This is a genomic window from Bacillus sp. HMF5848 (assembly GCF_003944835.1).
Lineage (GTDB): Bacteria > Bacillota > Bacilli > Bacillales > HMF5848 > HMF5848.
Window position 1 is genome coordinate 3,474,168 of the sequence record NZ_RWIV01000001.1, and the last position, 24,814, is coordinate 3,498,981.

26 protein-coding genes and 1 pseudogene are annotated in these 24,814 nt (G+C 38.0%); 11 read left to right on the forward strand and 16 right to left on the reverse strand.

What is annotated here, in order from left to right:
* Positions 1–59 precede the first annotated feature (59 nt).
* Entirely contained in the window at positions 60–800 is a 741-nt protein-coding gene (gene fabG, locus EJF36_RS16675; RefSeq protein ID WP_125907377.1) for a 3-oxoacyl-ACP reductase FabG, read from the forward strand.
* Positions 801–955: 155 nt separating this feature from the next.
* Positions 956–1,777: a glycerophosphodiester phosphodiesterase gene (locus EJF36_RS16680; RefSeq protein ID WP_185806942.1), complete on the forward strand. Its 822-nt coding sequence runs from the start codon at positions 956–958 to the stop codon at positions 1,775–1,777.
* 551 nt (positions 1,778–2,328) lie between these two features.
* On the opposite strand, the gene EJF36_RS16685 is transcribed toward EJF36_RS16680, so the two are convergent.
* The 5 genes from EJF36_RS16685 to EJF36_RS16705 form a co-directional block, all read right to left on the reverse strand.
* On the reverse strand, positions 2,329–3,138 hold the full coding sequence (locus EJF36_RS16685; RefSeq protein ID WP_125907379.1) for an alpha/beta fold hydrolase: 810 nt from the start codon (positions 3,136–3,138) through the stop codon (positions 2,329–2,331).
* An 88-nt stretch (positions 3,139–3,226) separates the two neighbouring features.
* A complete protein-coding gene (locus EJF36_RS16690; RefSeq protein WP_185806943.1) occupies positions 3,227–4,453 on the reverse strand; it encodes an EAL and HDOD domain-containing protein in 1,227 nt (408 codons plus the stop codon).
* A 138-nt stretch (positions 4,454–4,591) separates the two neighbouring features.
* A complete protein-coding gene (locus EJF36_RS16695) occupies positions 4,592–4,915 on the reverse strand; it encodes a helix-turn-helix domain-containing protein (RefSeq protein WP_125907381.1) in 324 nt (107 codons plus the stop codon).
* A gap of 88 nt (positions 4,916–5,003) precedes the next feature.
* Positions 5,004–5,144: an anti-repressor SinI family protein gene (locus tag EJF36_RS16700; protein ID WP_260471925.1), complete on the reverse strand. Its 141-nt coding sequence runs from the start codon at positions 5,142–5,144 to the stop codon at positions 5,004–5,006.
* 278 nt (positions 5,145–5,422) lie between these two features.
* Positions 5,423–6,094 (reverse strand): SOS response-associated peptidase, encoded by a 672-nt coding sequence (locus EJF36_RS16705; RefSeq protein ID WP_260471926.1) that lies wholly within the window; start codon positions 6,092–6,094, stop codon positions 5,423–5,425.
* A 111-nt stretch (positions 6,095–6,205) separates the two neighbouring features.
* Here EJF36_RS16705 and EJF36_RS16710 point away from each other — a divergent pair, with 111 nt between their 5' ends.
* The 6 genes from EJF36_RS16710 (at position 6,206) to EJF36_RS16730 (ending at position 9,366) form a co-directional block, all read left to right on the forward strand.
* Positions 6,206–6,409: a hypothetical protein gene (locus EJF36_RS16710; RefSeq protein WP_125907383.1), complete on the forward strand. Its 204-nt coding sequence runs from the start codon at positions 6,206–6,208 to the stop codon at positions 6,407–6,409.
* Complete coding sequence (locus EJF36_RS16715) at positions 6,406–6,789, forward strand: hypothetical protein (protein WP_125907384.1); 384 nt, start codon at positions 6,406–6,408, stop codon at positions 6,787–6,789. Before EJF36_RS16710 ends, EJF36_RS16715 begins: the two co-directional genes overlap by 4 nt.
* 3 nt (positions 6,790–6,792) lie before the next feature.
* Positions 6,793–8,028: a DNA polymerase IV gene (locus EJF36_RS16720; RefSeq protein WP_125907385.1), complete on the forward strand. Its 1,236-nt coding sequence runs from the start codon at positions 6,793–6,795 to the stop codon at positions 8,026–8,028.
* Positions 8,029–8,200: 172 nt separating this feature from the next.
* Positions 8,201–8,476: a YolD-like family protein gene (locus EJF36_RS16725; RefSeq protein ID WP_185806944.1), complete on the forward strand. Its 276-nt coding sequence runs from the start codon at positions 8,201–8,203 to the stop codon at positions 8,474–8,476.
* A gap of 199 nt (positions 8,477–8,675) precedes the next feature.
* Positions 8,676–8,807, forward strand: a complete 132-nt coding sequence (locus EJF36_RS21910) for a hypothetical protein (RefSeq protein ID WP_260471927.1) — start codon at positions 8,676–8,678, stop codon at positions 8,805–8,807.
* A 319-nt stretch (positions 8,808–9,126) separates the two neighbouring features.
* Complete coding sequence (locus tag EJF36_RS16730; protein WP_125907387.1) at positions 9,127–9,366, forward strand: hypothetical protein; 240 nt, start codon at positions 9,127–9,129, stop codon at positions 9,364–9,366.
* A 124-nt stretch (positions 9,367–9,490) separates the two neighbouring features.
* Here EJF36_RS16730 and EJF36_RS16735 read toward each other — a convergent pair whose 3' ends face one another.
* The 6 genes from EJF36_RS16735 to EJF36_RS16760 form a co-directional block, all read right to left on the reverse strand.
* Positions 9,491–10,639 carry a M20 peptidase aminoacylase family protein gene (locus tag EJF36_RS16735; RefSeq protein WP_125907388.1) on the reverse strand — a complete coding sequence of 383 codons (1,149 nt, stop codon included), beginning with the start codon at positions 10,637–10,639 and terminating at the stop codon, positions 9,491–9,493.
* A 201-nt stretch (positions 10,640–10,840) separates the two neighbouring features.
* A complete protein-coding gene (gene menC / locus EJF36_RS16740; RefSeq protein WP_125907389.1) occupies positions 10,841–11,950 on the reverse strand; it encodes an o-succinylbenzoate synthase in 1,110 nt (369 codons plus the stop codon).
* Positions 11,951–11,974: 24 nt separating this feature from the next.
* Positions 11,975–13,804 (reverse strand): LTA synthase family protein, encoded by a 1,830-nt coding sequence (locus tag EJF36_RS16745; RefSeq protein WP_125907390.1) that lies wholly within the window; start codon positions 13,802–13,804, stop codon positions 11,975–11,977.
* A 70-nt stretch (positions 13,805–13,874) separates the two neighbouring features.
* Complete coding sequence (locus tag EJF36_RS16750) at positions 13,875–14,891, reverse strand: glycosyltransferase family 2 protein (RefSeq protein WP_125907391.1); 1,017 nt, start codon at positions 14,889–14,891, stop codon at positions 13,875–13,877.
* 21 nt (positions 14,892–14,912) lie between these two features.
* Positions 14,913–16,583 carry a DUF6044 family protein gene (locus EJF36_RS16755; RefSeq protein WP_125907392.1) on the reverse strand — a complete coding sequence of 557 codons (1,671 nt, stop codon included), beginning with the start codon at positions 16,581–16,583 and terminating at the stop codon, positions 14,913–14,915.
* A gap of 202 nt (positions 16,584–16,785) precedes the next feature.
* Positions 16,786–16,965, reverse strand: a complete 180-nt coding sequence (locus EJF36_RS16760; protein ID WP_125907393.1) for an H-type small acid-soluble spore protein — start codon at positions 16,963–16,965, stop codon at positions 16,786–16,788.
* A gap of 120 nt (positions 16,966–17,085) precedes the next feature.
* Between EJF36_RS16760 and EJF36_RS16765 the strand changes: the two genes are divergently transcribed.
* On the forward strand, positions 17,086–17,343 hold the full coding sequence (locus EJF36_RS16765; RefSeq protein ID WP_125907394.1) for a hypothetical protein: 258 nt from the start codon (positions 17,086–17,088) through the stop codon (positions 17,341–17,343).
* Positions 17,336–18,331: a potassium channel family protein gene (locus EJF36_RS16770; RefSeq protein ID WP_260471928.1), complete on the forward strand. Its 996-nt coding sequence runs from the start codon at positions 17,336–17,338 to the stop codon at positions 18,329–18,331. Before EJF36_RS16765 ends, EJF36_RS16770 begins: the two co-directional genes overlap by 8 nt.
* Here the strand turns inward: EJF36_RS16770 and EJF36_RS16775 are convergent.
* Both EJF36_RS16775 and EJF36_RS16780 read right to left on the reverse strand, forming a co-directional pair.
* Complete coding sequence (locus EJF36_RS16775; RefSeq protein ID WP_125907396.1) at positions 18,321–18,737, reverse strand: YugN-like family protein; 417 nt, start codon at positions 18,735–18,737, stop codon at positions 18,321–18,323. The two genes, EJF36_RS16770 and EJF36_RS16775, sit on opposite strands and share 11 nt — an antisense overlap.
* Before the next feature lie 443 nt (positions 18,738–19,180).
* Positions 19,181–20,530 (reverse strand): glucose-6-phosphate isomerase, encoded by a 1,350-nt coding sequence (locus tag EJF36_RS16780; RefSeq protein ID WP_125907397.1) that lies wholly within the window; start codon positions 20,528–20,530, stop codon positions 19,181–19,183.
* Between the two features lie 274 nt (positions 20,531–20,804).
* Here EJF36_RS16780 and EJF36_RS16785 point away from each other — a divergent pair, with 274 nt between their 5' ends.
* A complete protein-coding gene (locus tag EJF36_RS16785) occupies positions 20,805–21,617 on the forward strand; it encodes a glycosyltransferase family 2 protein (protein ID WP_125907398.1) in 813 nt (270 codons plus the stop codon).
* Positions 21,618–21,682: 65 nt separating this feature from the next.
* Here EJF36_RS16785 and EJF36_RS22345 read toward each other — a convergent pair whose 3' ends face one another.
* The 3 genes and pseudogenes from EJF36_RS22345 to EJF36_RS16795 all read right to left on the reverse strand — a co-directional run bounded on the left by EJF36_RS22345 (position 21,683) and on the right by EJF36_RS16795 (position 24,766).
* The gene (locus EJF36_RS22345) at positions 21,683–22,504 is read right to left on the reverse strand and encodes a methyl-accepting chemotaxis protein (protein ID WP_458772702.1); all 822 of its coding nucleotides are present in this window, start codon (positions 22,502–22,504) and stop codon (positions 21,683–21,685) included.
* A pseudogene (locus EJF36_RS22350) lies at positions 22,499–23,257 on the reverse strand (HAMP domain-containing protein); the annotation flags it as partial. The gene EJF36_RS22345 and the pseudogene EJF36_RS22350, both read right to left, overlap by 6 nt.
* A gap of 519 nt (positions 23,258–23,776) precedes the next feature.
* Positions 23,777–24,766 carry an NAD-dependent epimerase gene (locus EJF36_RS16795; RefSeq protein WP_125907400.1) on the reverse strand — a complete coding sequence of 330 codons (990 nt, stop codon included), beginning with the start codon at positions 24,764–24,766 and terminating at the stop codon, positions 23,777–23,779.
* Positions 24,767–24,814: the final 48 nt, after the last annotated feature.

Consider the following 24,814-nt stretch of genomic DNA (forward strand, 5'->3'; position numbering starts at 1 on the left):
AAGTTGGCAAGAAACTTGCATGTAAATATATGAGATTTAAAATTGGGAGGGAATAATTTATGAGATTACAAGACAAAATTGCTATCGTAACAGGAGGCGGACGTGGTATTGGAGCTTCGACTGCTAGAAAGTTTGCTCTTGAAGGCGCAAAAGTAGTGGTGGCTGACTTAAATGAAGAGGATATTGCTAAGACTGTTTCAGAAATTGAAGAAGCTGGTGGCAACGCTGTAGCTATGGTCGTTAATGTAACAGACCGTGAGCAAGTGGATAACATGATCGCAAATACAGTTGCAAAATTTGGTCGTGTTGACATCGTTATTAATAACGCTGGTATTACAGCAGATGCACAGCTTTTAAAAATGGAAGAAAGTCAATGGGATCGTGTTATTGATGTAAATCTAAAAGGCGTGTTCAATGTTGGTCAAGCCGCTGCTCGTCAAATGAAAGAGCAGCAAGGTGGCGTTATTCTAAATGCATCCTCTATTGTCGGTCTATATGGAAACTTTGGTCAAACAAATTATGCCGCTACAAAATGGGGTGTAATAGGTATGGCAAAAACATGGGCGAAAGAGTTAGGTCGTTTTAATATTCGTGTAAACGCTGTCGCTCCTGGCTTTATCATGACACCTATGACAGAAAAGATGCCAGAAAAAGTACTTGAGATGATGAAATCGAAATCACCGCTTAGTTCACTTGGTTATCCTGAAGATATTGCAAATGCATACGCTTTTCTTGCTTCAGATGAAGCACGCTTTATCACAGGCACCGTATTAAGTGTAGATGGTGGAGCTGTACTATAATTTCCCACAAGCACCCTCTCAAAGAGGGTGCTTGTTATGTTTTTCCACTGTGTTGTCCTCTTTTAACGCTGATTTTTATGATTATAGCCCATACATTTCCGAAAAAAATCGCATATTGTATAAGCGTACCTATTTTGCAAATGGAGGGCTCTTTCATGAATCTTGCTCTATTACTCGTACTATCTATCATTTTTTTTATAACAGATACTGTTCCTCCACAGCTTAAAACGTCACATAAACCAAAGGTCATTGCCCATCGTGGTGCTTCAGGCTATGCCCCTGAACATACATTTGCAGCTTTTAATAAAGCGATTGAGCAGCAGGCTGATTACATCGAGGCTGATATACAAATGACAAAAGATGGCGAGCTCATCCTCATACATGACCCTACGGTTACTAGAACAAGCAACGGACATGGAACTGTTATGAATATGACGTTACAAGAAATACGCCGATTAGATGCCGGTAGCTGGTTTAACCCATACTTATATCACACAGAAACTATCCCAACACTTCAGCAATTTTTACGAAAATATGCTGGAAAGATTGGTCTATTACTCGAGCTAAAAGATCCTGTATTATACCCTGGCATTGAATCTGCCTTGGCTGATCAGCTGAAGAAGCACCATTTACATGAGCAAGGTGACCACTCCATTATTGTGCAATCCTTTGATGCTCAATCCATTAAAAAATTCCATTCTTTGCTTCCTGCCGTTCCTACTGGCTTTTTAACGTCTGTTACATTAGATGACACCAAATTAGCTACATTGGCAAAATATTGTAAATATATTAACCCAAACCAATTTATCGCATCTTCTGATTTATTAACTCGTATTAAAGCCCATGATTGTAATAGCTTTGTCTGGACTATTAACTCTGTTGATGCATACAACCGGGTAGCGAACCTTCACGTAGACGGTATTATAACAGATTATCCAGATTACTTTTCCTCGACATCTAGTTTGAGCTATAGCTAAATCAACCTATAGGAGTTGAAAGTTTCAGAAGCCAAAGAATATTAGCTTTTGCTCTCGACACGAAAAAATGGAAGGCAACCCTACTTAACGGCGCAGAGCAAGAGGACACAGGAAGCGCGATAGCCATATCAATCAATGGCTGACTATCGTAAGAGGACGTAAAAAGCGGGTAGTTTTTTATAAAAATTGTTTGTGATTATAAGGTTATGCGTGAAATTTCAAGGTTTATGCGCCAATTTTTGAGGTTTATGCGTAAAACCCTCTGGTTTATGCGTAAAGTTCTGTGGTTTATGCGTAAAAACCTCTAATTTATACGTACACAAAGCAGTTGGTTTATGCGCATGGAGGCAGGCGAAACAACACTAGCCCCCGCCAGAAATTAATCTAGGCTCAAAACTTTACACTTTCTAATGTACAACAAAGAAAACACGCCGATTGGCGAGCCTTAAGGCTTAGACAGAGGCGTAGTTGCACTTATGCGTTAGGAAAGCATAAGTTTCGAAAAAAATTTGATACTCTCTATTAACAAAAAAAGGCTGGCTACGGCCAACCTATTTTTGTTTCATAACAAATCCAAGCATTAAGCTTTGGATGATATTCGGTTTTTCAAAAATCGTGACATGCCCGGATCCAGGAATAACAGCGAATTCGGCCTGCGGTATATGTTCTACTATAATCTCTGAAAATTTACGGGGTGTTAAAATGTCCTCTTCTCCATACACAACTAGTGTAGGACATGTAACCTTATGTAATTCCTCTGTCACCTTACTATCGTTAATAAAAGTATCATATAAAGCCATTTGTCCCTTAAAGTAATCCGCTTCAATTTGGTTTAACATAGTTGCTCTTTCATGTAAAAACTCAAGATTTGCTTCTACAAACTCACTGCCGTACAGTGATGGCACGGCTCCCCAGAAAAATTTTTCACCTATGCCTTGTTTGGCAAGCTCTCTCCAACCTTGTACAAATAGCTTTGTTGTTTCATCTATTTCACTTGTCCCATCAATGATAACTAAACTTTGCACGACTTCCGGATTCTCAATTGCACATCGCAACGCTACTTGGGCGCCATAGGATGTCCCGATGAAATGTGCACGCTCAATCCCAAGCTCTTTCATTAACGCCATTGCATCAGAAGCATGCTCTTGAAACGAATAAGGTCCAAGTGGTTTATCCGATTTCATTTGCCCTTTAAAATCATGCAACAATACTTTGTACTGTTTTTCAAACAATGGATAGTACAAAGCCCAACTAGCAGTTGTTGTCATAACTCCATTAAAAAACATCACACATTCATTTGCATCTTGATCTCCTAGTAATTCATAATACAAGTCGTATCCATTCACACGAAAAAATGCCATACTTTCGCCTCCTTTACCCTTAGTAAACTACGGCATGTATAACATGTAAAGACAATTTTGTAAACCTTTTCAACAGAATTAGTAAAATTCATTCAAATATTTTAATTTCGTTCGACCACTTTATAGAATTTTTATAAGCGCGATGTACCCAAGCCTCACTAACATCTAGCGCTGTAATAGCTTGTTGTAATTTAATCCAATCTGCCTTTTCAATTGCTTCGATGATATTTAATACTTTTCGATACGTATTTAGTTCACCAACTAAAGCCCCTTTTATATCAGCTGTAAGTGGTAAATCCGATAAAATTTCGTGAAAGTTCGCCTTCATAATTTTATCCATTAATGACATGAGTCCCACAAGAAAATAACTAGAATTTTCATGTTTTTGCACACTAATATCTGTTGCTAATAGTTCACAAAATTTTGCGCGAATTAAACTTTCCTTTACTATTTCTTGATTGACTACCGTTTGATTTAAAAAGCTCTCTCGTATTGCCAGGAAGAAGATCCATTTTCTTAATTCTATTAATCCTATTAACACTACAGCTTGTTTAATAGATTTAATTTCATAACGCGGTTTTAATGCAGGCGAATTTATTAACTTTAACAGCCTATATGAAAGCGATACATCTTGTTCAATGATCCTTACAATGTAATCAATATCGGGGTCCACATTATCAAATGCTTCCATAATAACAAAGTATGTATGGCTATATTGTGGAATATCTCTCGACGAATGCATAGACGGCTTGCTAAGAAAAAACCCTTGAAAGTATTTATATCCAGCTTCCACGGCTTGTCTATATTCCTTATCAGTTTCTAGCTTTTCGGCAAGAAGCTTAATATTAAATTGGCTAGCCAGCTCTTCAATTTCACGCCTTTCTTCCAAGGTTGTATTTAAAAAGTCGACTTTTATAATGTCGGCGTACTTTAACAAACGTAGCATATCTCTATTTTTTATGTTGTAATCATCTAGAGCAATTTGATAGCCTAATTCCTTCAGTTGGCCAATAATCTCCAAATTCTCTTCTGTGATAGTCATTGTTTCTAAAATCTCTATAATTAAGCTATGTGGCGAGAAATATTGTGGTATTTCCATACTTAGTAGTTTTTCGGTAAAATTAATAAAGCTTTTTTTCCCCTCACATAGCTTCTCTATTCCGATATTTAAAAAACTATTAATAATAACATCCGTTGTCGCAACATTCTCATCAGCATTTGAAAATGCATTCACTACCCCGTTGCTTCTATACAATAATTCATATCCATACACTTCACCTGATAGAGTAAAAATTGGTTGTCTTGCCACGAACACTTCTATGTTCCATCCCTCCCTTTGCAATAGGTCTTTATACCTATTATACATTGTGGTGAGTAACCCAACAACAAATTTATCTTCATTCTTTCATAAGAAAAAGCCAGGTAACTTCCCTGACTTTTACTTTACTTTTACTTATTCTTTTCTTAATTTCCACTTATTAAACTCAAGAAATTCACGAAACTCATCTTTTGAGACACCTGAGTCCATCGCATCTTTAACAAGCTTTAACCAATCTTGGTCAAGATTATCATCCATTTCAGTATCATCGTACAATAACGAGTTTAACGGTATATCTAAAACCGTCGACACTTTTTCGAGAAATTGGATAGATGGATTTGTTTGAAGATTTCGCTCTATTGAGCTTATGTACGACTTTGCTACACCTGCTCGTTCAGCAAGCTCACTCAGCGATAACCCTTTTTGCAATCGGTACTTCTTCAAGCGATCCCCAATCATGTTATGTACTCACCTTCTTTTTCTAATTAAGAAAATTATAGCATATTAAGAAAGAAAGTGTATGTCATCAAGGTTATTTATATTAAATTTATTTCTCTACTATATTAATTTTATGTTCAGCAAAAAACGTTTCTATTTCTTTTGGACTAATACCTGCATTTAATGCTTCAAGAATTAAAAGTACCCATTCCTCATCCAACGTATTATGATTTAATACTGCATTCTCCACGTATATGCCCCCTATTATATTGTGTTTCTGAACGTTTCTTTTAACGAACATATAGTTATAATATACTATTCTCCTTTAATACTATGTCGAATGTTCTGAAAATTTAACATTCCCCAAACCATTATGAAATAGGTACTTTATACGTGTTATGCACTGATTTGTTAACTTTACACTATATTCACTTTACTTTTTCTTGTAATATATACTCGGCTCACCTCGACATACGTATTATATTGTCAAAAAATTGGCCCTTTTTTACCATATATAGGTTATTTTTCTTATCCTAAGTTCTTTTTAAAAAATTCTTTATGTACTGTTGTTACCACCATGTTTTCAGAGGAGTAGGGACAAAGGAGCGACAATATTTGTTGTTTATCTTGATTATCGCGGCTCAACCACAATTGTTCAGATTCCCTACTTAAAATAACCGGCATTCTATCATGAATCGGTGCCATTATCCTATTTGCCTCAGTCGTAATAATCGTACAGGTATGAATGGTTTGTCCATTAGGAGCAAGCCAGCTATCATACAGGCCAGCTAAACTAAGTACTGAATCTTCCTTTATTGTTACTTTATACGGTTGCTTTTCACCAGACTCTAATTTTCTCCATTCATAAAAACCTGACGCAGGAATAATACAACGTTTTTTCTCTACTAAACGCTTAAAAGCTGGTTTTTCAGTGATTGTCTCACTTCGTGCATTGATCATCTTACTCGCAAATTTATCATCCTTTGCCCATGACGGAACGAGTCCCCAACGTAGCTCGCCAATTCGATTTGTCTGTCCATCGTGTATAACAGCGGTGACCATTTCGGTAGGAGCAATATTATATCGCGGTGTGTGAAAAGGGGTGACGGATTTGGCATCGTAATACCGCATCAACAATTCTTCAAGCGTAACAGTTAATGTAAAACGACCACACATTTTCCCACTTCCTTTTTTCTCCATTATATCGCTTTCACACACATGAGCAACCTACACAAATTTCCACTTGCATATAGACCGTATGTTCGGTATATAATATTAATACGAACTAACGTTCCTGCAGGAGGGATGAACATGCTTGTATTATTTGAAAAACATATAGGACAACAGCTAGACATTATTTATATGGACCGCCTCAATCGGTTGTCGCAACGCACTATTACTATTCGGGAGATCAAAAACGAACGGCTGTATGCGTATTGTTATACAAAGCGTGCACCTCGAATATTTGCGCTTAAAAATGTTCTAGCTGCAACTGTAAGGAAGCGAGCTGTGTGAACCACATGTCCCATCATTCTCCCTTACTTTCAAAAGATGAGGAACAGATGGTTAAGGACTATATTGTGTTATCCATTTTGCTAACTGTACTCGACCATGAAATAGAACGTTTACCTAACATGAAGCTGAAATTACTACCGTTATATATAAAGCAGCTACACTGCATTCAGCAACAAATTATTAAAGATTTAACTAGCATAAAAGCTATGTTACGGAAAATCGGCATTAAAATATATGAGCAATCACGAACGGAAAATGGTATTCAAGTAGCGTATGTATGCCGGGGCTATCACCATAGTTTCGAGATGCTATGGCGCTTATTGAAGGCTGAAGTGGTTATAAAAATGAGTAGCTATTTACACGTACCAAAGGAGCGATAAGAAATGTCAAACGAGCGCATCATTATGCTAGCAGACTGTCAATCATTTTACGCTAGTGTTGAAAAAGCAGCTCATCCTGAATATCGTGACAAACCTCTTGTAGTATCAGGTGATCCAAAGCGGCGAAGTGGTATTATACTAGCTGCTTGCCCACTCGCCAAAGCATATGGAGTCACGACAGCGGAGCCACTTGGTGAAGCATTGCGTAAATGCCCCGAAGCGATTGTGGTACGTCCACGTATGCAAGACTATATTCGTGTATCACTACAAATTTCCCGGATCTTCCAAACGTTTTCTGACTTAGTGGAGCCGTATTCCATAGATGAGCAATTTATCGATGTGACAGGTAGTCAGCGACTATTCGGGGACCCATTAACAATTGCGAAAGCAATGCAACAAAAGGTGTGGAATGAAACAGGCGTATACATTCGTGTCGGCATTAGTTACTCAAAAGTCACAGCTAAAATGGCGTGTGATAATTTTGCTAAAAAAAATAAAGAAGGGGTTTTTTATCTAAAAAAAGACGAGTTGCAATCCGTGCTTTGGCCACTGCCCATTCAAAAAATGTTCATGGTTGGATCAAGAATGACACAGCATTTTATCCGCATGGGCATTAGCTCCATTGGTCAATTAGCGAAAACACCCTTGCCATTGCTCGAAAAACGTTGGGGAGTCAACGGACGTGTGTTGTGGCAAATTGCTAACGGTATTGATAATTCCGCGGTAACCCCCCAAACACATAACAGCCAAAAAGGCGTTGGCCATCAAATGACACTGCCTCGCGATTATAAAACATTAGAGGACATTCTAATCGTCCTGCTCGAATTAACAGAGCAAGTGTGTAACAGATGTCGAAATAAATCCAAAATGGGCTGGGTTGTCAGCGTGGGCTGCCAAGGAGCCGACTTTAACAATCCACAAGGCTTCCATCGCCAAGTGAAAATGGCGTGTCCCACAAATGCGACTAACATCGTCTACGAGGTAGCAAAAAAGCTATTTATGGAGCATTGGCAACACTATCCGATTCGTCGTATCGGCGTATCTCTCACCGAGCTTGAACTAGATAACGAATACCAGCTCATGCTTTTTGATCAACGCGAAACATATCGCGAATTGGAACGAACAACAGATTTAATTAAACAAAAGTACGGAGACACAGCCATTATGCGCGCTGTTTCTTTGAAAACAGCAAGCCAACTAAAAGACCGCACGCAAAAGATTGGCGGGCATTATAAATAAAACAAGTGGAAGAAAGCATTCAGTGAATATTGTGGGGTACTGTCTTTACTTAAAGTACGCACATTGCATTGCATTGCTGCTTTACGACTACGTAAGAGAAAGGAGTGAAGGGGACCTCTTCCCCGCATATATGAAAAAGCTCATTGGGAACGGAATATGGGAAAGCTCCCGTATGATGCTACCTGAACATAAGGAAGAGTTTGTTCATCATTTAGCACATATTGAGAAAAGAAAACGACCGTTGCTTGATGAAGATAAGCAGCAGGAAATAGAACGAGCATTGCTAGACTCATACGAACTCCAAACACCAGTCACTATAGTACTATTCGATGAATACCATCCCATTACCATTAATGGTATCGTAACTAAGTTAGATGCTTATCAGCAACGTATTACTATTAATGATGAATCCATTCCAGTACGGGACATTATTGAAGTTAAATCGTAAGTATGCAAACTTAGTCTACATTTACGAGCTCGATTGTTCATATATCTTTTTATAAATGAACTACCGACCAAACGGCGGTGGCATTTGAAAAAAGAGACTTTCCAGGCATAGCTTCCCGAAAAAGAAAGCAAAATAAATAGGTATAGATGCCATTTTCAAGGTATCTACTTCGAACAAAAAATTAAAAAGAGGTGAAAGCATGTCAAAAAAGAAGAACAAAGAAATTAAAAATAACAAGGCGTTACCAAAAACAGATGTAGAATTTGCACATAACGGTCTTGAAGAACTTGCCTTAAAAAAACAAGAACAAAGAGTTAGTAAGGATTATTAAAAACAGAGAGGTCAGTAAAAGCTGACCTTTTTTCACATGCATTTCGTTAAGTACAAAATCATTCATTATTAGTTTCTAAATTTAATAAATAAAAAAGGAAGCATACTAAAAAATAGTTCTCTCCAGATGAACCTCTACCTCTCCAACTAAATCGACGATTTTGAAAGGGAATACGGCGCTATTTTTCGATCAAGCGTTGGTATAATTCGAGATTAATTGTACTTACTATCTCCCGGCTAATATTAAATCACTAAAAACCATACACAATTTTTCTATAAAAGGGTAAAATAAGGTAACCACACTAAATATGGGGGATAACATGACAAACGATTTGATTTCAAACATATTTTTTGAATGGGAGCATCCATTTTACAAGATTCTAGAGCTTACAGACAGCACAGTCGAATTGAAGGTATACAGCGCCTATACCGATTACAGCTCTATCGTTACACTTCACTTTACGAGTGAAGAAGATTTACGTCATCAAATTACACTTCAGCTCATTAAATTACGTAGTGTGGAGATGTCACAGTTTGAACAACGATTTATCGATGAATAAAAAGCAGAAGGTACGAAAAATACACCTTCTGCTTTTGTTTTACGCCTCTGTACAACATAGTTGTTGAATTTCCGCTACATTGCGCTTCGCTTTCTGCGGGGTGGTCGGTAAATTCAGCATCAGCTTACTTCCCTTGCTCTTCAAACCATTTTACTAGCGTTAATGCTAATATTTTCACACCATCCAAAATAGCCTCTCTATTGAATGTCATATTCGGATGATGTAAGCCTGGTGCCAAATCCGTTCCAAGCCCGACTAATGTCGCTTGAATATGTGGTAGTTCTGTAGCGTAGAAATGAAAGTCCTCACCACCAGGTGTTACAGGTGGCGCAACGAGCGCATCACTTCCAAGAACCTCCGTGATAACCGTACTTACTAATTTCTCCATTCCTTCATTAGGCTCAGCTGCAACCATGGTTGCGGCAATCTCATACTCTACTTTTGCACCATTCGCTGCTCCAGCTGCGACAATCGCGTCTGTCACCTTGGTAACAAGCTGCTCCATCGCCTCATTCGTTTGCGCACGTAGATCAATTCCAAATTCAGCAAAATCAGAGATAGTATTGATATTGTCACTGCCAGCACGAACAGTCGTTACCTTAGCCGAGTATGCAATAGTTGGATCTAATTTGATAGCATTCACGGCTGCCACGATAGCGGCGAACGAATCAATAACGTTCACGCCAAGGTGAGGACGTGCAGCGTGGGACTGTACACCGAAGATACGCCCCTTCATTAATGTTGTGGCTCCATGATAAATGGCAGGAGAAGCTTTTCCATACGACATTTCTTGAATGGGACGGACATGAATGCCTACAAGAGCATCCAAATCATCTAGAATCCCGCGTTTTAAAATGGCCTTTGCCCCATTTCCCGTCTCCTCAGCTGGCTGAAATACAACTTTCACCTGCCCAGGCGGTGTATAGCCACATTCTTTCAAGCAAGTGATGGCGTATAACACCATAGTCATGTGCGCATCATGGCCACACGAGTGGTTAGCCTGCCACGAACCATCAACAAGCTGCCACAAAGCATCCATATCGGCACGTATACCGATTTTTTTCGCGGACTGACTGTCGCCCCACAGTCCCACTACACCTGTGTGCTCCTCAAATGTCAACGATTCAATGTCCAAGCTATTCAGTTGCTTTTGTAAAAAATCTGTTGTGTGTAATTCTTTCCAGCTTACCTCAGCATGTGTATGTAAAAAATCATGTGTTGCAAGCACTCGCTGCTTGTTAGCTTTAACCCAACTATTCACTTTATCTAGCATTGTAACCTAACGCTCCTTTTATCTATAAAAATATAAATGTAAGAACCTACTCATCAAAGAAAGACTACTCAATGCAGTAAACCACAAAACTAGCAGCAAGAGGCCTTAACTTGCGCGCTGACGCAGCGTGCGTCGGAAAAGCTAACTTGCCCACTGGATACCCTATTTCACGCGCTATACCAACTAACTAAGTCGCAAACTTCATTCAAAGATTCGCTCAGCCACTACATGCTTAGCTATAACCTTTTCATTAAGCTCGTACCCAATACCCGCTCCTTCTGGAACAGCAAGCATTCCAGGGCGTGATAATATGACTTCTGGAGCAATAATATCCTCATGCCAATAGCGATTGGATGCGGATGTATCTCCTGCGATTGTAAAATGACTCAATGATGTAATGGCAATATTGTGCGCGCGACCCACACCCGCCTCAAGCATGCCGCCACACCACACAGGTATACCAGCAGCGGCACAAACATCATGTACCTTTTTCGCTTCTGAAATGCCTCCTACACGGCCAATTTTTATATTTACAACGCGACATGCATCTAGCTCAACCGCTTTACGAGCATCCTCAGCTGAAAGAATGCTTTCATCTAAACAAATAGGTGTTGATAGTTGTGCTTGCAGCTTGGCGTGGTCGATTATATCATCGTGACCAAGAGGTTGTTCAATCATCATTAACTTAAATGGATCAAGCTGCTGTAAATGATCTATATCGTCTAGGCTGTATGCAGAATTGGCATCGGCCATCAATGGCAAATCATAGCCAAACTCTTCACGGATGGTACGAATTACCTCTATATCCCAACCCTTTTTGATTTTTACTTTTATTTTTTTATAGCCAGCTCTCACATAACCGTCTATTTTTTCTAAAAGTTTATCGACTGTTGGTTCAATCCCTAAACTGACACCGACGGCTATTTCCGATTGAGTCCCCCCAAGCTCCCGCGCTAATGAAATGCCTTTTTGTTTACAGTACGCATCCCATACTGCTCCTTCAAGCGCCGCTTTTGCCATACGGTTCCCACGCACAAAAGCAAAGAGTTGACTTACTTCATCAGGATGCTCAATCGAACGCCCCATCAAGGCTGGGATTAAGAACTTCTCAAGCATATGTAAAACGGTCCCTGTTGTTTCTTCGTTATAGATAGGATATGGCATAGCCACACTTTCGCCGTATCCTACCACTCCATCTGCATAAAGACGAATGAGTAAAAAGTCTTTTTCAACAAGCTTTCCTAAGCTCGTTTCAAAGGCAAACTTCAGAGGCATCTGAAGTGTTTGTATAATTACTTTATCAATTTTCATGAAGCTCCCCCAGTTAACATATAATCAATTTGCAAAACGTAAAAGGTCCCCATAAATTATTTTATCAGATAATTCAAGTTCTTCCTTTACATGTTCAAAAAAAGGTTCACAATAATGCATGTTTGTCTCCATTGACGTACGATGGCTGTAGCAACGATTATTTGTATATACATATGTATCACTTATAAAGCTTCCATCACGTAAGATGATTAATTCTTCACGATTGCTTGCAAATAAGTCTGTACCAAATTGTATATGTCCTTGCTCTAAACCAAGTAAATTCAAAATCGTTGGTTTCACATCAATTTGTCCCGAAATTGTTGACACGGTCTTTGTCTCTTCAAGCCCCGGAACATGAATTAGCATCGGGACTTTTTGCAACTGAATATATTCATACGCCGTAATATCTTTTTGTAAAAACGTACTCATCGCTTTATTATGATTCTTTGATATGCCGTAATGATCACCGTATATGATGAATATAGAATTATCATACAATCCACTTGCTTTTATCGCATCAAAAAACTGCTTAAGCGCCTCATCCTGATAGCGAACAGTTGTAAAATAACGATTAACAGTCCCATCAGGAGAATTCCATTCAGGAATAATTTCATCCTTTGCAGCAAGTGCAAAAGGAAAATGATTCGTGAGTGTAATAAATTTTGCGTAAAACGGCTGTTGTAGCTTTTTTACATACTCAAGAGACTGCATGAAAAAGTCCGCATCCTTCAATCCCCATCCAACTGAATTTTCCTTCGTAATAGTGTAATACATTTCCGAAAAAAAATGGTCGTAGCCAAGCGCTGGGTACATCACATCGCGGTTCCAAAAGCTTTTGTTATTTGCATGAAACACCGCGGTTGTATATCCAGCCTCTTTGACGCGTTTTGGTAGTGCATTGTATTTATTTTGAGGGTTTGTAAAAAACACGGCTCCTCGTGGTAACCCATATAAAGAATTATCGATAATGAACTCAGAATCCGACGTTTTTCCTTGACTTGTTTGATGGTAAAACTGATCAAAGTAATAGCTACCTTTTTCCGTAATTAAATCATTTAAAAATGGTGTAAGCTCCTGTTCATCTACATACTCATTCACAACAAAGCTTTGTGTTGATTCTAGTGAAATAACAAACACATTTCTACCTTTAGCAATACTAGAATATGCAGGGTTTGCAGGCGTATCCGATAGCACGTGCTTGTTTAATTCATCATAGTCTCTTTCACTAGCGGCAGCTCTTCGAATCTTTGTTTGACCGTGCAGAAGGACATCATATACTACATAATTATAAATACCAAGATTACGCACTAGCATTTGTCGATCAAATGAACGTGTTAACAGCTCGGGTCGGTCAATATGAGCGGTCGTAAGATTAATGAAGAATAGTATACAGGCTAAACTTAATCCGACCTTAGGGCGAAAAAGAAGTACAGCTCTCATACGTCCTTTTAACCAAAATGCTATTATAATATCTATAAAAAACAGGATATCAACAGGCTCTAACAACTTCCATAAGCTAATGCCGAGGTCACGAGCATTGTTTGATTGAAGCAAAATCGGGATCGTTAAAAAGTCGTTAAAAAAACGATAATACACAATGTTAAAATACAATAACAGTGTTACAGCTAAATTAATCGCTATGGCTATGAAGGCCGCGTTTTTCTTACCAACAAATAATAAAGCTAATGACATAAGCAATAGCAACGGTGCCAAAGGATTAATTAATATCGTTGCTACTTGTAAGCTATCCTCTGTGTGAATATGAAAAATATAAAACACAGCAAATGTTGTTTTGGCCCACAATGTAAATATACTTATCCATATGATTGGTAGCTTTCCTTTAAATCGTTGCAAAGCCTTCTCCTCACCTAATACTAGATTTTTAAATATGCAAATGTAAAACACTTGCGACAACACGTTGCTACTACTTGCGATTTTCGATGGCCGTCACCCACACATTTTGTTGTTGATAATTGTTGTCATGACGTCCTAACCGAAGTAAATCCACATCAATAGCATACCTCGGACGTCGCTTCGTCTCTTTATAGATTTTCCCAATATACTCACCGACAAAGCCAATTGCAATAAGCTGTAAGCCTCCTAACAACCAAACGGACGTGATAAGAGATGTCCACCCGCTTTGCGTTTGGCCACTAAATTTCAAGAACAAGAAATATACACCAAATAAAATACTGCTAAAAAATGATAAAAATCCAATAAATGAAATGAACCTAATCGGAGCCACACTAAAGGACGTGATACCATCTAAAGCAAACCCAAGCATCCGGCGAAGAGGGTATTTACTTTCCCCCGCTTTGCGCACAAGCCGGTTGTAGTACACTTTTGTAGACTTAAACCCAAGCAGCGGGATGATACCACGTAAAAACAAGTTACTTTCTGTATACTCCTGAAGAGCGACTACAGCTCGCTTACTCATCAGCCGATAATCCGCATGATTATGAATGACCTCAATCCCTAACTTCCGAAGCAACCGATAAAACGCAAGAGCTGTTGTTTTTTTGAACAATGTATCTGTATCACGCTTTTCACGCACACCATAGACAATATCATGTCCTGCCATAAACGCATCAACAAACTTATCCATGACACGAATATCGTCTTGCAAATCAGCATCAATAGTAATTACGCAATCAGCAATAGAGACAGCAGCATCTACACCTGCCAATAACGCATGTTGATGTCCTACATTGCGAGCAAGCTTCAAGCCTTTTACGTGTTTATCATCTAGGCTAGCTTTATATATGAGCGACCATGTCCGATCACGGCTTCCATCATCCACAAATAAGATACAGCTGTCACTATTTACTTTTTCGAATTCTATTAAGTGTGTCAGCCGGTTCTTTAATGCCGGAATGGTATAGGGGAGTACTTCTTCTTCGTTGTAGCAAGGAACTACAATAACTAAAGCTGGACTTGTCATGATGTATCCTCCTAGTAAGTATTACTCCGGAAGAGCTTTATACAAATAGATTTTCCACGCAGAGTTTGATGACTCAAATACTTTATCTAATTGCAGTTGGTTGTCCTTCGCATTTTCTATCGGGACAGCGGCAAAAATGTAACGACCTCCCATTTTATAAAATTGGGATATGTTTAGCTCTAAGTTTTTAATTTTTTTCTTGGATGTTTTTTTAAACATATATTTTTTTCCTAATTCATCGACAAATATGTAGCATCTTCCGCCCCACTCATCAAAGTACGTACGTAGCTTCTTATCTTTCTCTAACTCCGCAGCAATAATCTTTCTAAATTCATACTTGTACGAGAGAGGATAAAAGTTATTATACGTATCTATTGTGTAAAAGCCGTTATATTGTGCGATAGCGGGATGAATACCAATGCTAGCTACGCGATATGATGGGAGAGGCTGTCCTATATAGTCACGGATTTCTTCAAATTGCTCAGTGGCGTAAAACTCTCCGATAGATGGCTGCTTACGATAATATATTTGCTCATTAAAAGCGATTAAAATAATGATTTGTGCTACTAAGAAAGTAATAGCGGTTTGCCTCCAAGATCGCCCAACAGATGCAATAATTTTTAAAGACAAAGCAAATAGTACATATAAAATGAGCGGACGAAGAAAATGAAATCTTGCAAAATTAAATTTATCAAGAATGTCAAAGCGTTCTGTTAAAGGTAACCAGCCTTTATAAAACCAAAAAGCATACCATATAGATAGGACAGCGTTTATGATGTGCAACACGACAAACAACCTTTCATGCTGCCACGCACGTTTCTTTCCAACAATAAATAGCGACAATATGGAAAGCGGTAAAATAACAAGACCATGAATGGTATGAACATGCGTATGACCTAACACGTAATTTTTAAAGCTTAAGCGAACAGAGTGCCAAAATGTTAAGCGTGCATGAAAATACTCATCGCGACTTGTTGGTTCTGTCTCAAAAAGCAATGAATATACTAAGCGATATTCAACCGCCATGAATAGTAAAGTCATGTATATAATGGCAGAAAGCCAGCGAATATTGATTCGTTTGTTTAGTATGGCATCGACAAGCCAATACACCCCTATTGCCGTTAAAAAAAAGAAAAAGCCAAGTACAATGCTTGCATACAAAGGCAATAGTGTTATAGTAATCCAACTAATAACAGTACGCTTCCCAGTTTTAATATTGAGAAACGCCCATAATGCCAGTGGCATCCCTAGTGTACTTAGCATGCCAGATGGCCAAAATGGTGTAAAAGCAAAGGCAACAGCTACTCCGACACGAACCCAGGCAAGTTTTTCTTGCCTTGCGTAATGATGCTTTAATAGTAGATACATACCTAAAAAAGCAAACATTCTCGTAATAAGCTGACTAAGTCCGTAAGCAATGACTGATGGAAACAACACATGTAGCCATACAATGCCACTGAATTCTGTTCCATAAGTATTTCTTGGTATCCCGTTTATAACCTGCGGAATTGTGGCATTGACAGACCCTAACAGCTCCCCGCTCTCAGCCAACACCCTATACCAAGCAATATTTGAATCTAAGTTATCATGTACACGCATTTTTGCATTGTCTCCGAGAATAAAATAGGGAGACACAAATAACACAACTGCAAGTAGGCCAATAAAGATAAGCCTCCGCTCTTTTACATCCACTCACAAACGTCCTTTCGCGATGTAGAATTATCTGTATTTTTTACCAAAAAATAATAAATATTCGTAATTGAAATCAGCCGATTATACTACTTACTTATTTAATATTGGAAACATAGATTGTAGTGTCTTTTCAGAAGATAAAATTAATAAATCAAAATAAAGAATGAGGTAAGCAACAATTTGCTTACCTCATCTCATCCTGCTAGTCCTCTGTTAGTTCACTAATAGCAACATCACGCTTATCATTGTGGTTGCCTCGCATATGTACAGAAGCGGTTGTACCCTCTTCATTCACACCGTCAATCCAAACGGATACGCCGTGATATTTCACATCAATATTAGCTGGTGAAGACAAAATTTGTTTTACACGATTTACATCCATTTTATAGTGCCTCCCATTAATGTTATCTTCCATAGTTTTGCAATTTTACAAACGATTATGCAATAATCATTTCCAATTGAGCCACACTACATATATATACGATTTAAAAGGGTGACAAATATGAAATTATCAGATGTAGAAAAACAGGCTTTAAGTGATGCCATCGATAAGATGAACGAAGGGCTCGACGCTTTTATAGGGTTGTACAATGAATCGGAAGAAGATAAACAATTAATTGTGTACGATGATGATGTTACCGAGATTATTCAGAAGGCGATTAACCGCTACGGAGAAGATAAAATAGCGAAGAAAATTAATTCTATCATTCGTGAAGTACTATCATTATTAGCTTCAGATGAGGTAGATGAAGGTGTATAACTATGCGAGAATTATTTATTACCGTTCTCCGTTATTAGTTCAAATTCTTGCCATCGCTTTTTCACTTATCATTATATTTGGTACACTGCTGCACTTTATAGAACCAGACACATTCCCGACGTTATTTGATGGGGTTTGGTGGGCGCTAGTGTCTGTTTCGACAGTAGGGTATGGGGATTATGTGCCGACATCAGTTGTCGGGCGGATAGTTGCTATGTTGCTTATCCTGCTAGGGACAGGCTTTATCACAGCCTATTTTGCCTCCATTTCAGGTATAGCAGCCACAAATCAGCAGTTATTTTTAAAAGGAGAAACAGCATACAAAGGAAATGAACAAATTATCATTGTAGGCTGGAATGAGAGAACGAAAGGTACGATTGATGAGCTTCTTACAAAGACACCGCCAGTTAAAATCGTCTTAATAGATGCTTCTTTGAAAGAAAACCCTTACGCATCAAAAGGCGTTCATTTTATAAAAGGGGATGCTACACGAGATGATGTTATCCAAAAAGCAAATATTCAAGCTGCATCGATGGTACTCATTACCGCGGATCAAAGTAAAGATGAAGTAGCAGCCGATATGCAAACAGTGTTAACCATCCTTGCTGTTAAAGGATTAAAAGAGAATGTGTATTGTATTGCAGAAATTTTAACATCGCATCAGCTCGCTAATGCAAAGCGTGCAGGTGCTGATCAGATTGTAGAAACAAACTTACTTTCTAGCTTTGTTATGATCAATAACGTATTATCCCATGGCACATCCCCTTCACTGCTTAATCTTTTGAAAGAAGTAAAAGATAGTAAGGTTTGTTTGCAAGAAGCTCCTACTGCTTTAATCGGAGCAACATTTCTTGACGTAACGCATGAGATGCTACAAAACGAAAGCAGTCTTATACTTGGCATAAAAAGAGGAGCATCCACATATGTGAATCCTCCTACTTCTTTTAAAATTGAAGAGCATGACTTGCTAATCGCCATTATTCATTAAGTAAAACGGCCTCTAACTCAGATACTAGCTCACCAGCCGTTTCTAAATAATTTTTCGGAACGCGAGCATCCTTATTTTTAGGTTCTTGAAACTGATTAAAAGATGCTGAAATATTACCAATCAACGCTTGGTCATCTAAGCTTTCTTGATATGTGTGGGCAAGTAGAAAGGGGGTACCTAGCTTAACAGAAGTGCCGTCTGAATCAAGCTGTCCATCGACAGCTGTAAATGGCACACGCAAATAAATATACCCAGCCCTCTCATCATCATTATTAATTTGATAATCAAAATAGCCATGATCATATTCCCAGTTACTTCCTATGTCATACCCTAGTGGTTTCAGCTTCGCCTCGAGATGGTGAAGTTTAAATACTTGTCCGTCTATTTTTGATTGGATCGTTCTCATCTTGCTGCCTCCCTTCTACATATACATAGGGTTACCCACACAAACACGTTACATGCAAACTGGGGACGGTTCTCATGTTGCCATGGCAGCATGAGAACCGTCCCCAAAGAGCCAAAAAGCGGCTAGTTTTTTGTGGAAATTGATTTATGCGTGAAATTTCAGGGTTTATGCGCCAATTTTCGAGGTTTATGCGCGAGATTTCAGGCTTTATGCGCCAATTTTTGGGCTTTATGCGCCAAATTCTGTGATTTATGCGTATACTTCTGTAGCTTATCCTTAAATTAGAGTGGGTTATTCGTAAAGTTCTGGAGTTTATGCGCAAAATCCAAGCATTTATGCGTAAATTATGGTTTGTAGTTGAACAATGAGACTGCATTTATTAAGCTTTACTCAAATCTAGATTAAAAAAACACCGCCAGAGCGGTGTTTTTTTCGTTCAATAATTATTTCAAACGCTTTTCTAATTCAGCTTTTAATTCTTCAAATCCTGGTTTGCCAAGTAGAGCGAACATGTTTTTCTTATATGCTTCCACACCCGGTTGGTCGAATGGGTTTACGCCTAGTAAGTAACCGCTCATCGCGCAAGCTATTTCAAAGAAGTACGCGACATACCCGAATGTATAAGCACTCATATCAGGAAGTTCTACAATTAAGTTTGGTACGCCACCATCTGTGTGAGCAAGTAATGTACCTTCGAATGCTTTCGTGTTAACGAATTCAACTGTTTTACCAGCTAAGTAATTTAAACCATCTAGATCGCTTGCTGCTTCTTCAAGTACTAGCTCGTGACGAACAGATTTCACCTGTAACACTGTTTCAAAAATGTCACGACGACCTTCTTGTACGTACTGACCTAATGAGTGTAAGTCAGTTGAAAAGTTTGCTGAAGATGGGAAAATACCTTTTTGGTCTTTTCCTTCACTTTCACCAAATAACTGCTTCCACCACTCAGCAAAGTATTGTAAGCCTGGCTCGTAATTGATGAGCATTTCAATTGTTTTGCCTTTGTTATAAAGAGCATTACGAACGGCAGCATATTGATACGCAGCGTTCTCCATTAATTCTGAAGAACTGAAAGCTTCACGTGCATCCGCTGCACCCTTCATCATGTCCTCAATGTTTGCTCCACTTACTGCGATTGGCAATAAACCAACAGCCGTTAAAACAGAATAACGTCCACCTACATCATCAGGAATAATGAAAGACTCGTAGCCTTCTTCTGTCGCCAAAGTTTTTAGAGCACCACGTGCTTTATCCGTTGTAGCATAAATACGCTTGCGGGCTTCCTCTACACCATACTTTTCTTCAAGTAATTTGCGGAAAATACGGAATGCAATGGCTGGCTCTGTCGTAGTACCAGATTTTGAAATAACGTTAATAGAGAAGTCTTTCTCTTCAAGCAAGTCCATTACATCTCTCATATATGTAGAACTGATGTTGTTTCCAACAAAGATGATTTGTGGTGTTTTACGCTGTTCCTTTGTTAGCTCGTTGTAGAAGCTATGCTGAAGCATTTCAATCGCAGCACGTGCACCTAAATATGAGCCTCCGATTCCAACAACTAGTAATACATCAGAATCAGACTTGATTTTTTCTGCAGATTTTTGAATACGTACAAACTCTTCCTTGTCATAATTAACAGGTAGATCAATCCATCCTAAGAAGTCATTACCTGCGCCAGTTTTTTCATGCAATGCATGATGCGCTACTTTTACTGCGTCTTGTAAGTATGTAATTTCGTGTTCACCGAAAAAGCTTAACGCTTTCGTATAGTCAAATTTAATGTGAGTCATTTTGATATACCCTCCATTTATGTTTGGTACCACTTTCACTTTACCGAAACAGATTTTATAAAGCAAGGTGCATTTCAACATGTAAAGGCTTACAGTTATGAAAAAATCATGTCAGTTTAACTTGTCGCCCTTCAAATAGTAAAAAATTAACATTTAGTAGACACTAAGGATGAAAATCAAACACTATTCGGTTACAAATATTTGTAACATACTTTTATAGCTTGCCTAATCCATCTACATCCTTATACACTAAAAATGAGAGGTGAGCATATATATGATTTCAGTCATAATTCCAACATATAATAGACCTAATGAGCTTGCAGAATTATTACAAAGTTTATTTTTACAAACCTTTAAGCTATTTGAAGTAATTATAGTGAATGATTGTGGTTCATCAATATCGCACATTGTGGCTTTATATCCTGAACTTAATATTACACTGATTGATTTACCAGAAAACAAAAAACATGTACATGCACGTAATGTCGGTCTTTCACACGCTAAGTATGAATATATATTACTCTGTGATGACGATGACCTTTTACTATCTGATCATATTGAGGTAGCTTGGGAACAGCTTGGGACCAATGACCTTATATATACAGATGTGGAGATTGTCAATTATGAGTCAAAAAATGGGACACGTTATCCAAAGAAGCGCATTGTGTTTGCTTATGAATACGATAAAGCGCTTATGCGTACGTTTTCTACTTTTGTCTCGTCAGGCTGTTTATATAAAAAAGACATACATAACAAAATCGGGCCTTTTTCTGAAGACATGTACAACTATTGGGACTGGGATTTTATTCTTACTGTCTCAGAACGATTTAAAGTTAAACGGCTACCTCGGGCGAGCGTACTATATGAGTTTTCCGATGGTGGAACAAATGAATCAAAAAAACTTACTAGCAAACGACATTCATATTTAGAGCGATTATGTTCAAAGCATAATCTAGGAGAGCTAAGTCAAGAAAACTTTTTCTCATTATTACAAAAGCCTGAGCTACTAGCAAGACGAGCTGTGACTGAAATACTTTGGGATGGAACCCCAATCATATCACGTGTTTTTAAGCAAGTTCAATATTGAAGGTCGTACGAAAACAAAAGGAAAGTATACTATTTGGTAGCATACTTTCCTTAAGAATTTTTTGTCTACAATCTAAACTTACTAGCTAATTCATTTAACTTTTCGGCCATCTTAGCTAAATCATTTGCCGTAGCAGCTGTTTCTTGAACACTCGCTGCAGTCTGTTCTGAAACGGCTGCAATATTCTCAACCGCTAGCTGAACTGATGATGATTGAGCAGCTTGTTGTTCACTTGCTGCAGCAATTTCACTAACTTTATTAGCCGATTTTTTCACTAAGTTCACTATCTCCTCAAACGCACTTCCTGCTTTTTTAGCTAATTCGTTCCCCTTACTCACAACATTTACTGACTCATCCGTATTCGTTTGAATGGTTAGAATAAGTGCTGATATCTCTTTCGTTGCTTTACTACTTCTCTCTGCTAGCTTCCGAACCTCATCTGCCACTACCGCGAATCCTTTTCCAGCTTCTCCGGCTCTTGCCGCTTCAATGGCCGCATTTAAGGCGAGTAAGTTGGTTTGTTCAGCAATATCATCAATAACCTCAACAATCTCTCCAATTTGTACAGATTTACTAGATAACTCGTTTATTTTGATACTTATTGCATCCATACCATTTACTGTGTCCACAATAAGTTTTCCACCTTGCATAGCCGCATCTACGGTAGTCTCCGAAGCACTTGCTGCTTGTTCTGCATTAAGCGATACTTCTTTAATAGCCTTTGCCATATCTCTTACCATTTCGGACGAGTTACTAGCTTCATCCGCTTGTTGTTGACTACCTCTAGAGATTTCATCGGTACTCGCAGAAATTTCCTCAGAGCTTGCAGCTAAATTAGCTGCATTCTCACTTACTTCGCCTATTAAACTTCGTAAAGAGAGTACCATTTTGTTAATAGCTATCGTTAGTGTTCCGATTTCATCCTTTGAATTAACAGCAAGTTCGTCACCATGTAAATTTCCATCCGCAATCATCCCTACACGTTTAACTACCGCTGTTATTGGTTTAACAATCATTTGTGTTAAAAACATCGCTAAAAATATCCCAATTCCAACCGATATAAGAGCAACTATTAAAATAATTAATGTAGAAGATTTACCATTGTCCATAATGGCTTGCCCTGATGTTGCAATGTCTTCTTGTTCTAAAGCTATAAGATTACCGATTTTCCCCATTAATTCCTCCGTGGACTTCCTCGCCCCGGCACCTAGCTTTAAAGCTAATTGTGGGTCTTTTTCATACGTTTTAAATACCTCATCAAGTTTATTCCCCCATATAACACTTGAGTCCACGATGTCTTTTATTAGTTCATAGTTGGCGTCGTCTGTTCGCTCTAATAGCTGTTTTTCATAAGCTATACTTTCGTTCGTTAATTGATAATATTTAATCATTAACTCTTCGTTGCCATATGCAAGATACCCTCTCATAAGCCCTATTCTATCAGCTACATTGAATTGTAATTTATTATAGATGCTGAACTCAACAAGATCATCTGTTATGATGTCTTCCGTCGTGTTATTTGCTTGATTAATAATATATAATGCTAGTCCTGATACAATAGCTAACAGTAACAGTACTGCAATAAAACCAGATAATATTTTCATACGTAATGTTTTCATTACTTTTATCTCCTTGTGCATATATATTATGAGCCTTATTGCGGATTAAACTAAACTATTTAAATTAAGGAATGTTTATGTAGAAAAACTAACGCTTATAATTTTCGCTCATCTTCCTTCCATGTAAGATAAAACCCTCATACAAAACTAAAGCTCTCATTCAATTATTCATATTTAATTTGACTGACTAAATCTAGACATCTAATTTCTTTAATTAACAAACTTTTATGTATATAGACTAATCCACCTCCGAGGAAAGTAATTAAAAAACATCAGGTAGTATTTTAAATTTACTAAATTAACAATGTTTATATAACTACCATATCTTCCTTAAATTTCGAAAATAATTTATGAATATAGGAGTTTATTCCTACTCAGAGGGCTTTCAGAGAGTACAAATGTCTAAATAAGCTACGAGGTATTGCTTACACATAAATAGCGTGAGCAATGAAGCGGAAATCAACATCAAGGTACAATGCAATTCTTTACTCAAAAAAAGGCCCCAAAACGTTAGTTTTGGGACAGCCTCTTAAATTTTCACTATTTAAATTCTGTTTCATAAAAATCCTTATACCAGCTTACAAAGTGGTGTAATCCCTCTTCAATAGAGGTGGTCGGTTGAAATCCGATTGCACGATTGAGGTTTTCTATATTAGCATAAGTAGCATACACATCACCTGGCTGCATTGGTAAATGCTCTATAACAGCTTCTCGGCCTAACAATGCTTGCAGAAGTTCTATGAAATCAGCTAATTTAACTGGTTGATTGTGACCGATATTATATATAGCATAGGGAGCCTGACTATGTCTCTCATTATTAAGAGGGGGCTTTACCAATATTTTTTCAATGCCATCCACTATATCAGAAATATATGTGAAATCACGTAACATGTCGCCATAATTAAAAAGCTGAATTGACTTTCCTTCCATAATTCGTTTTGTGAATGAAAAGTATGCCATATCCGGCCGTCCCCATGGACCATATACAGTAAAAAATCGTAATCCTGTTACAGGGAGTTTGTACAAGTGACTGTATGTATGCGCCATTAATTCATTTGATTTCTTTGTAGCAGCATACACACTAATCGGTTGATCGACTACATCTTCTTCAGAAAATGGAATCTTCTGATTCGCTCCGTATACTGAGCTTGATGAGGCAAAAACAAGGTGTCTTATCTCACTCCTACGACATGCTTCTAAAATATGTAAAAATCCTGTTATATTACTATCGATATATGCCTTCGGATTTTCTAAACTATATCTAACACCAGCTTGAGCAGCAAGATGAATAACATAGCTAAATCTATACTCATTAAATAGCTTTGTTACAGCAGCTTCATTTATTATATCTGCATGAATAAACGTAAATTGACCAAACCGCTGCAACTCCTGTAAGCGTGCTTTTTTCAATTTCACATCATAATATTCATTTAAGTTATCAACACCACATACTGCACAGCCTGACTCTAGTAGTCGTTTAGCAGTATGAAAGCCGATAAAGCCCGCTGCGCCAGTTATTAATACGTTCATGGTGGTACTCCTTTATTTAATATAATTAGTTGTATTATAGCTTTAAAA

Coding starts and splice junctions, on each gene's coding strand:
- fabG (WP_125907377.1), top strand. CDS start 60: ATGAGATTACAAGACAAAATTGCTATCGTAACAGGAGGCGGACGTGGT.
- EJF36_RS16680 (WP_185806942.1), top strand. CDS start 956: ATGAATCTTGCTCTATTACTCGTACTATCTATCATTTTTTTTATAACA.
- EJF36_RS16685 (WP_125907379.1), bottom strand. CDS start 3,138: ATGGCATTTTTTCGTGTGAATGGATACGACTTGTATTATGAATTACTA.
- EJF36_RS16695 (WP_125907381.1), bottom strand. CDS start 4,915: ATGATTGGGGATCGCTTGAAGAAGTACCGATTGCAAAAAGGGTTATCG.
- EJF36_RS16705 (WP_260471926.1), bottom strand. CDS start 6,094: ATGGAGAAAAAAGGAAGTGGGAAAATGTGTGGTCGTTTTACATTAACT.
- EJF36_RS16710 (WP_125907383.1), top strand. CDS start 6,206: ATGCTTGTATTATTTGAAAAACATATAGGACAACAGCTAGACATTATT.
- EJF36_RS16720 (WP_125907385.1), top strand. CDS start 6,793: ATGTCAAACGAGCGCATCATTATGCTAGCAGACTGTCAATCATTTTAC.
- EJF36_RS16725 (WP_185806944.1), top strand. CDS start 8,201: ATGATGCTACCTGAACATAAGGAAGAGTTTGTTCATCATTTAGCACAT.
- EJF36_RS21910 (WP_260471927.1), top strand. CDS start 8,676: ATGTCAAAAAAGAAGAACAAAGAAATTAAAAATAACAAGGCGTTACCA.
- EJF36_RS16730 (WP_125907387.1), top strand. CDS start 9,127: ATGACAAACGATTTGATTTCAAACATATTTTTTGAATGGGAGCATCCA.
- EJF36_RS16735 (WP_125907388.1), bottom strand. CDS start 10,639: ATGCTAGATAAAGTGAATAGTTGGGTTAAAGCTAACAAGCAGCGAGTG.
- menC (WP_125907389.1), bottom strand. CDS start 11,950: ATGAAAATTGATAAAGTAATTATACAAACACTTCAGATGCCTCTGAAG.
- EJF36_RS16750 (WP_125907391.1), bottom strand. CDS start 14,891: ATGACAAGTCCAGCTTTAGTTATTGTAGTTCCTTGCTACAACGAAGAA.
- EJF36_RS16760 (WP_125907393.1), bottom strand. CDS start 16,965: ATGGATGTAAATCGTGTAAAACAAATTTTGTCTTCACCAGCTAATATT.
- EJF36_RS16765 (WP_125907394.1), top strand. CDS start 17,086: ATGAAATTATCAGATGTAGAAAAACAGGCTTTAAGTGATGCCATCGAT.
- EJF36_RS16775 (WP_125907396.1), bottom strand. CDS start 18,737: ATGAGAACGATCCAATCAAAAATAGACGGACAAGTATTTAAACTTCAC.
- EJF36_RS16780 (WP_125907397.1), bottom strand. CDS start 20,530: ATGACTCACATTAAATTTGACTATACGAAAGCGTTAAGCTTTTTCGGT.
- EJF36_RS16785 (WP_125907398.1), top strand. CDS start 20,805: ATGATTTCAGTCATAATTCCAACATATAATAGACCTAATGAGCTTGCA.
- EJF36_RS22345 (WP_458772702.1), bottom strand. CDS start 22,504: ATGGTACTCTCTTTACGAAGTTTAATAGGCGAAGTAAGTGAGAATGCA.
- EJF36_RS16795 (WP_125907400.1), bottom strand. CDS start 24,766: ATGAACGTATTAATAACTGGCGCAGCGGGCTTTATCGGCTTTCATACT.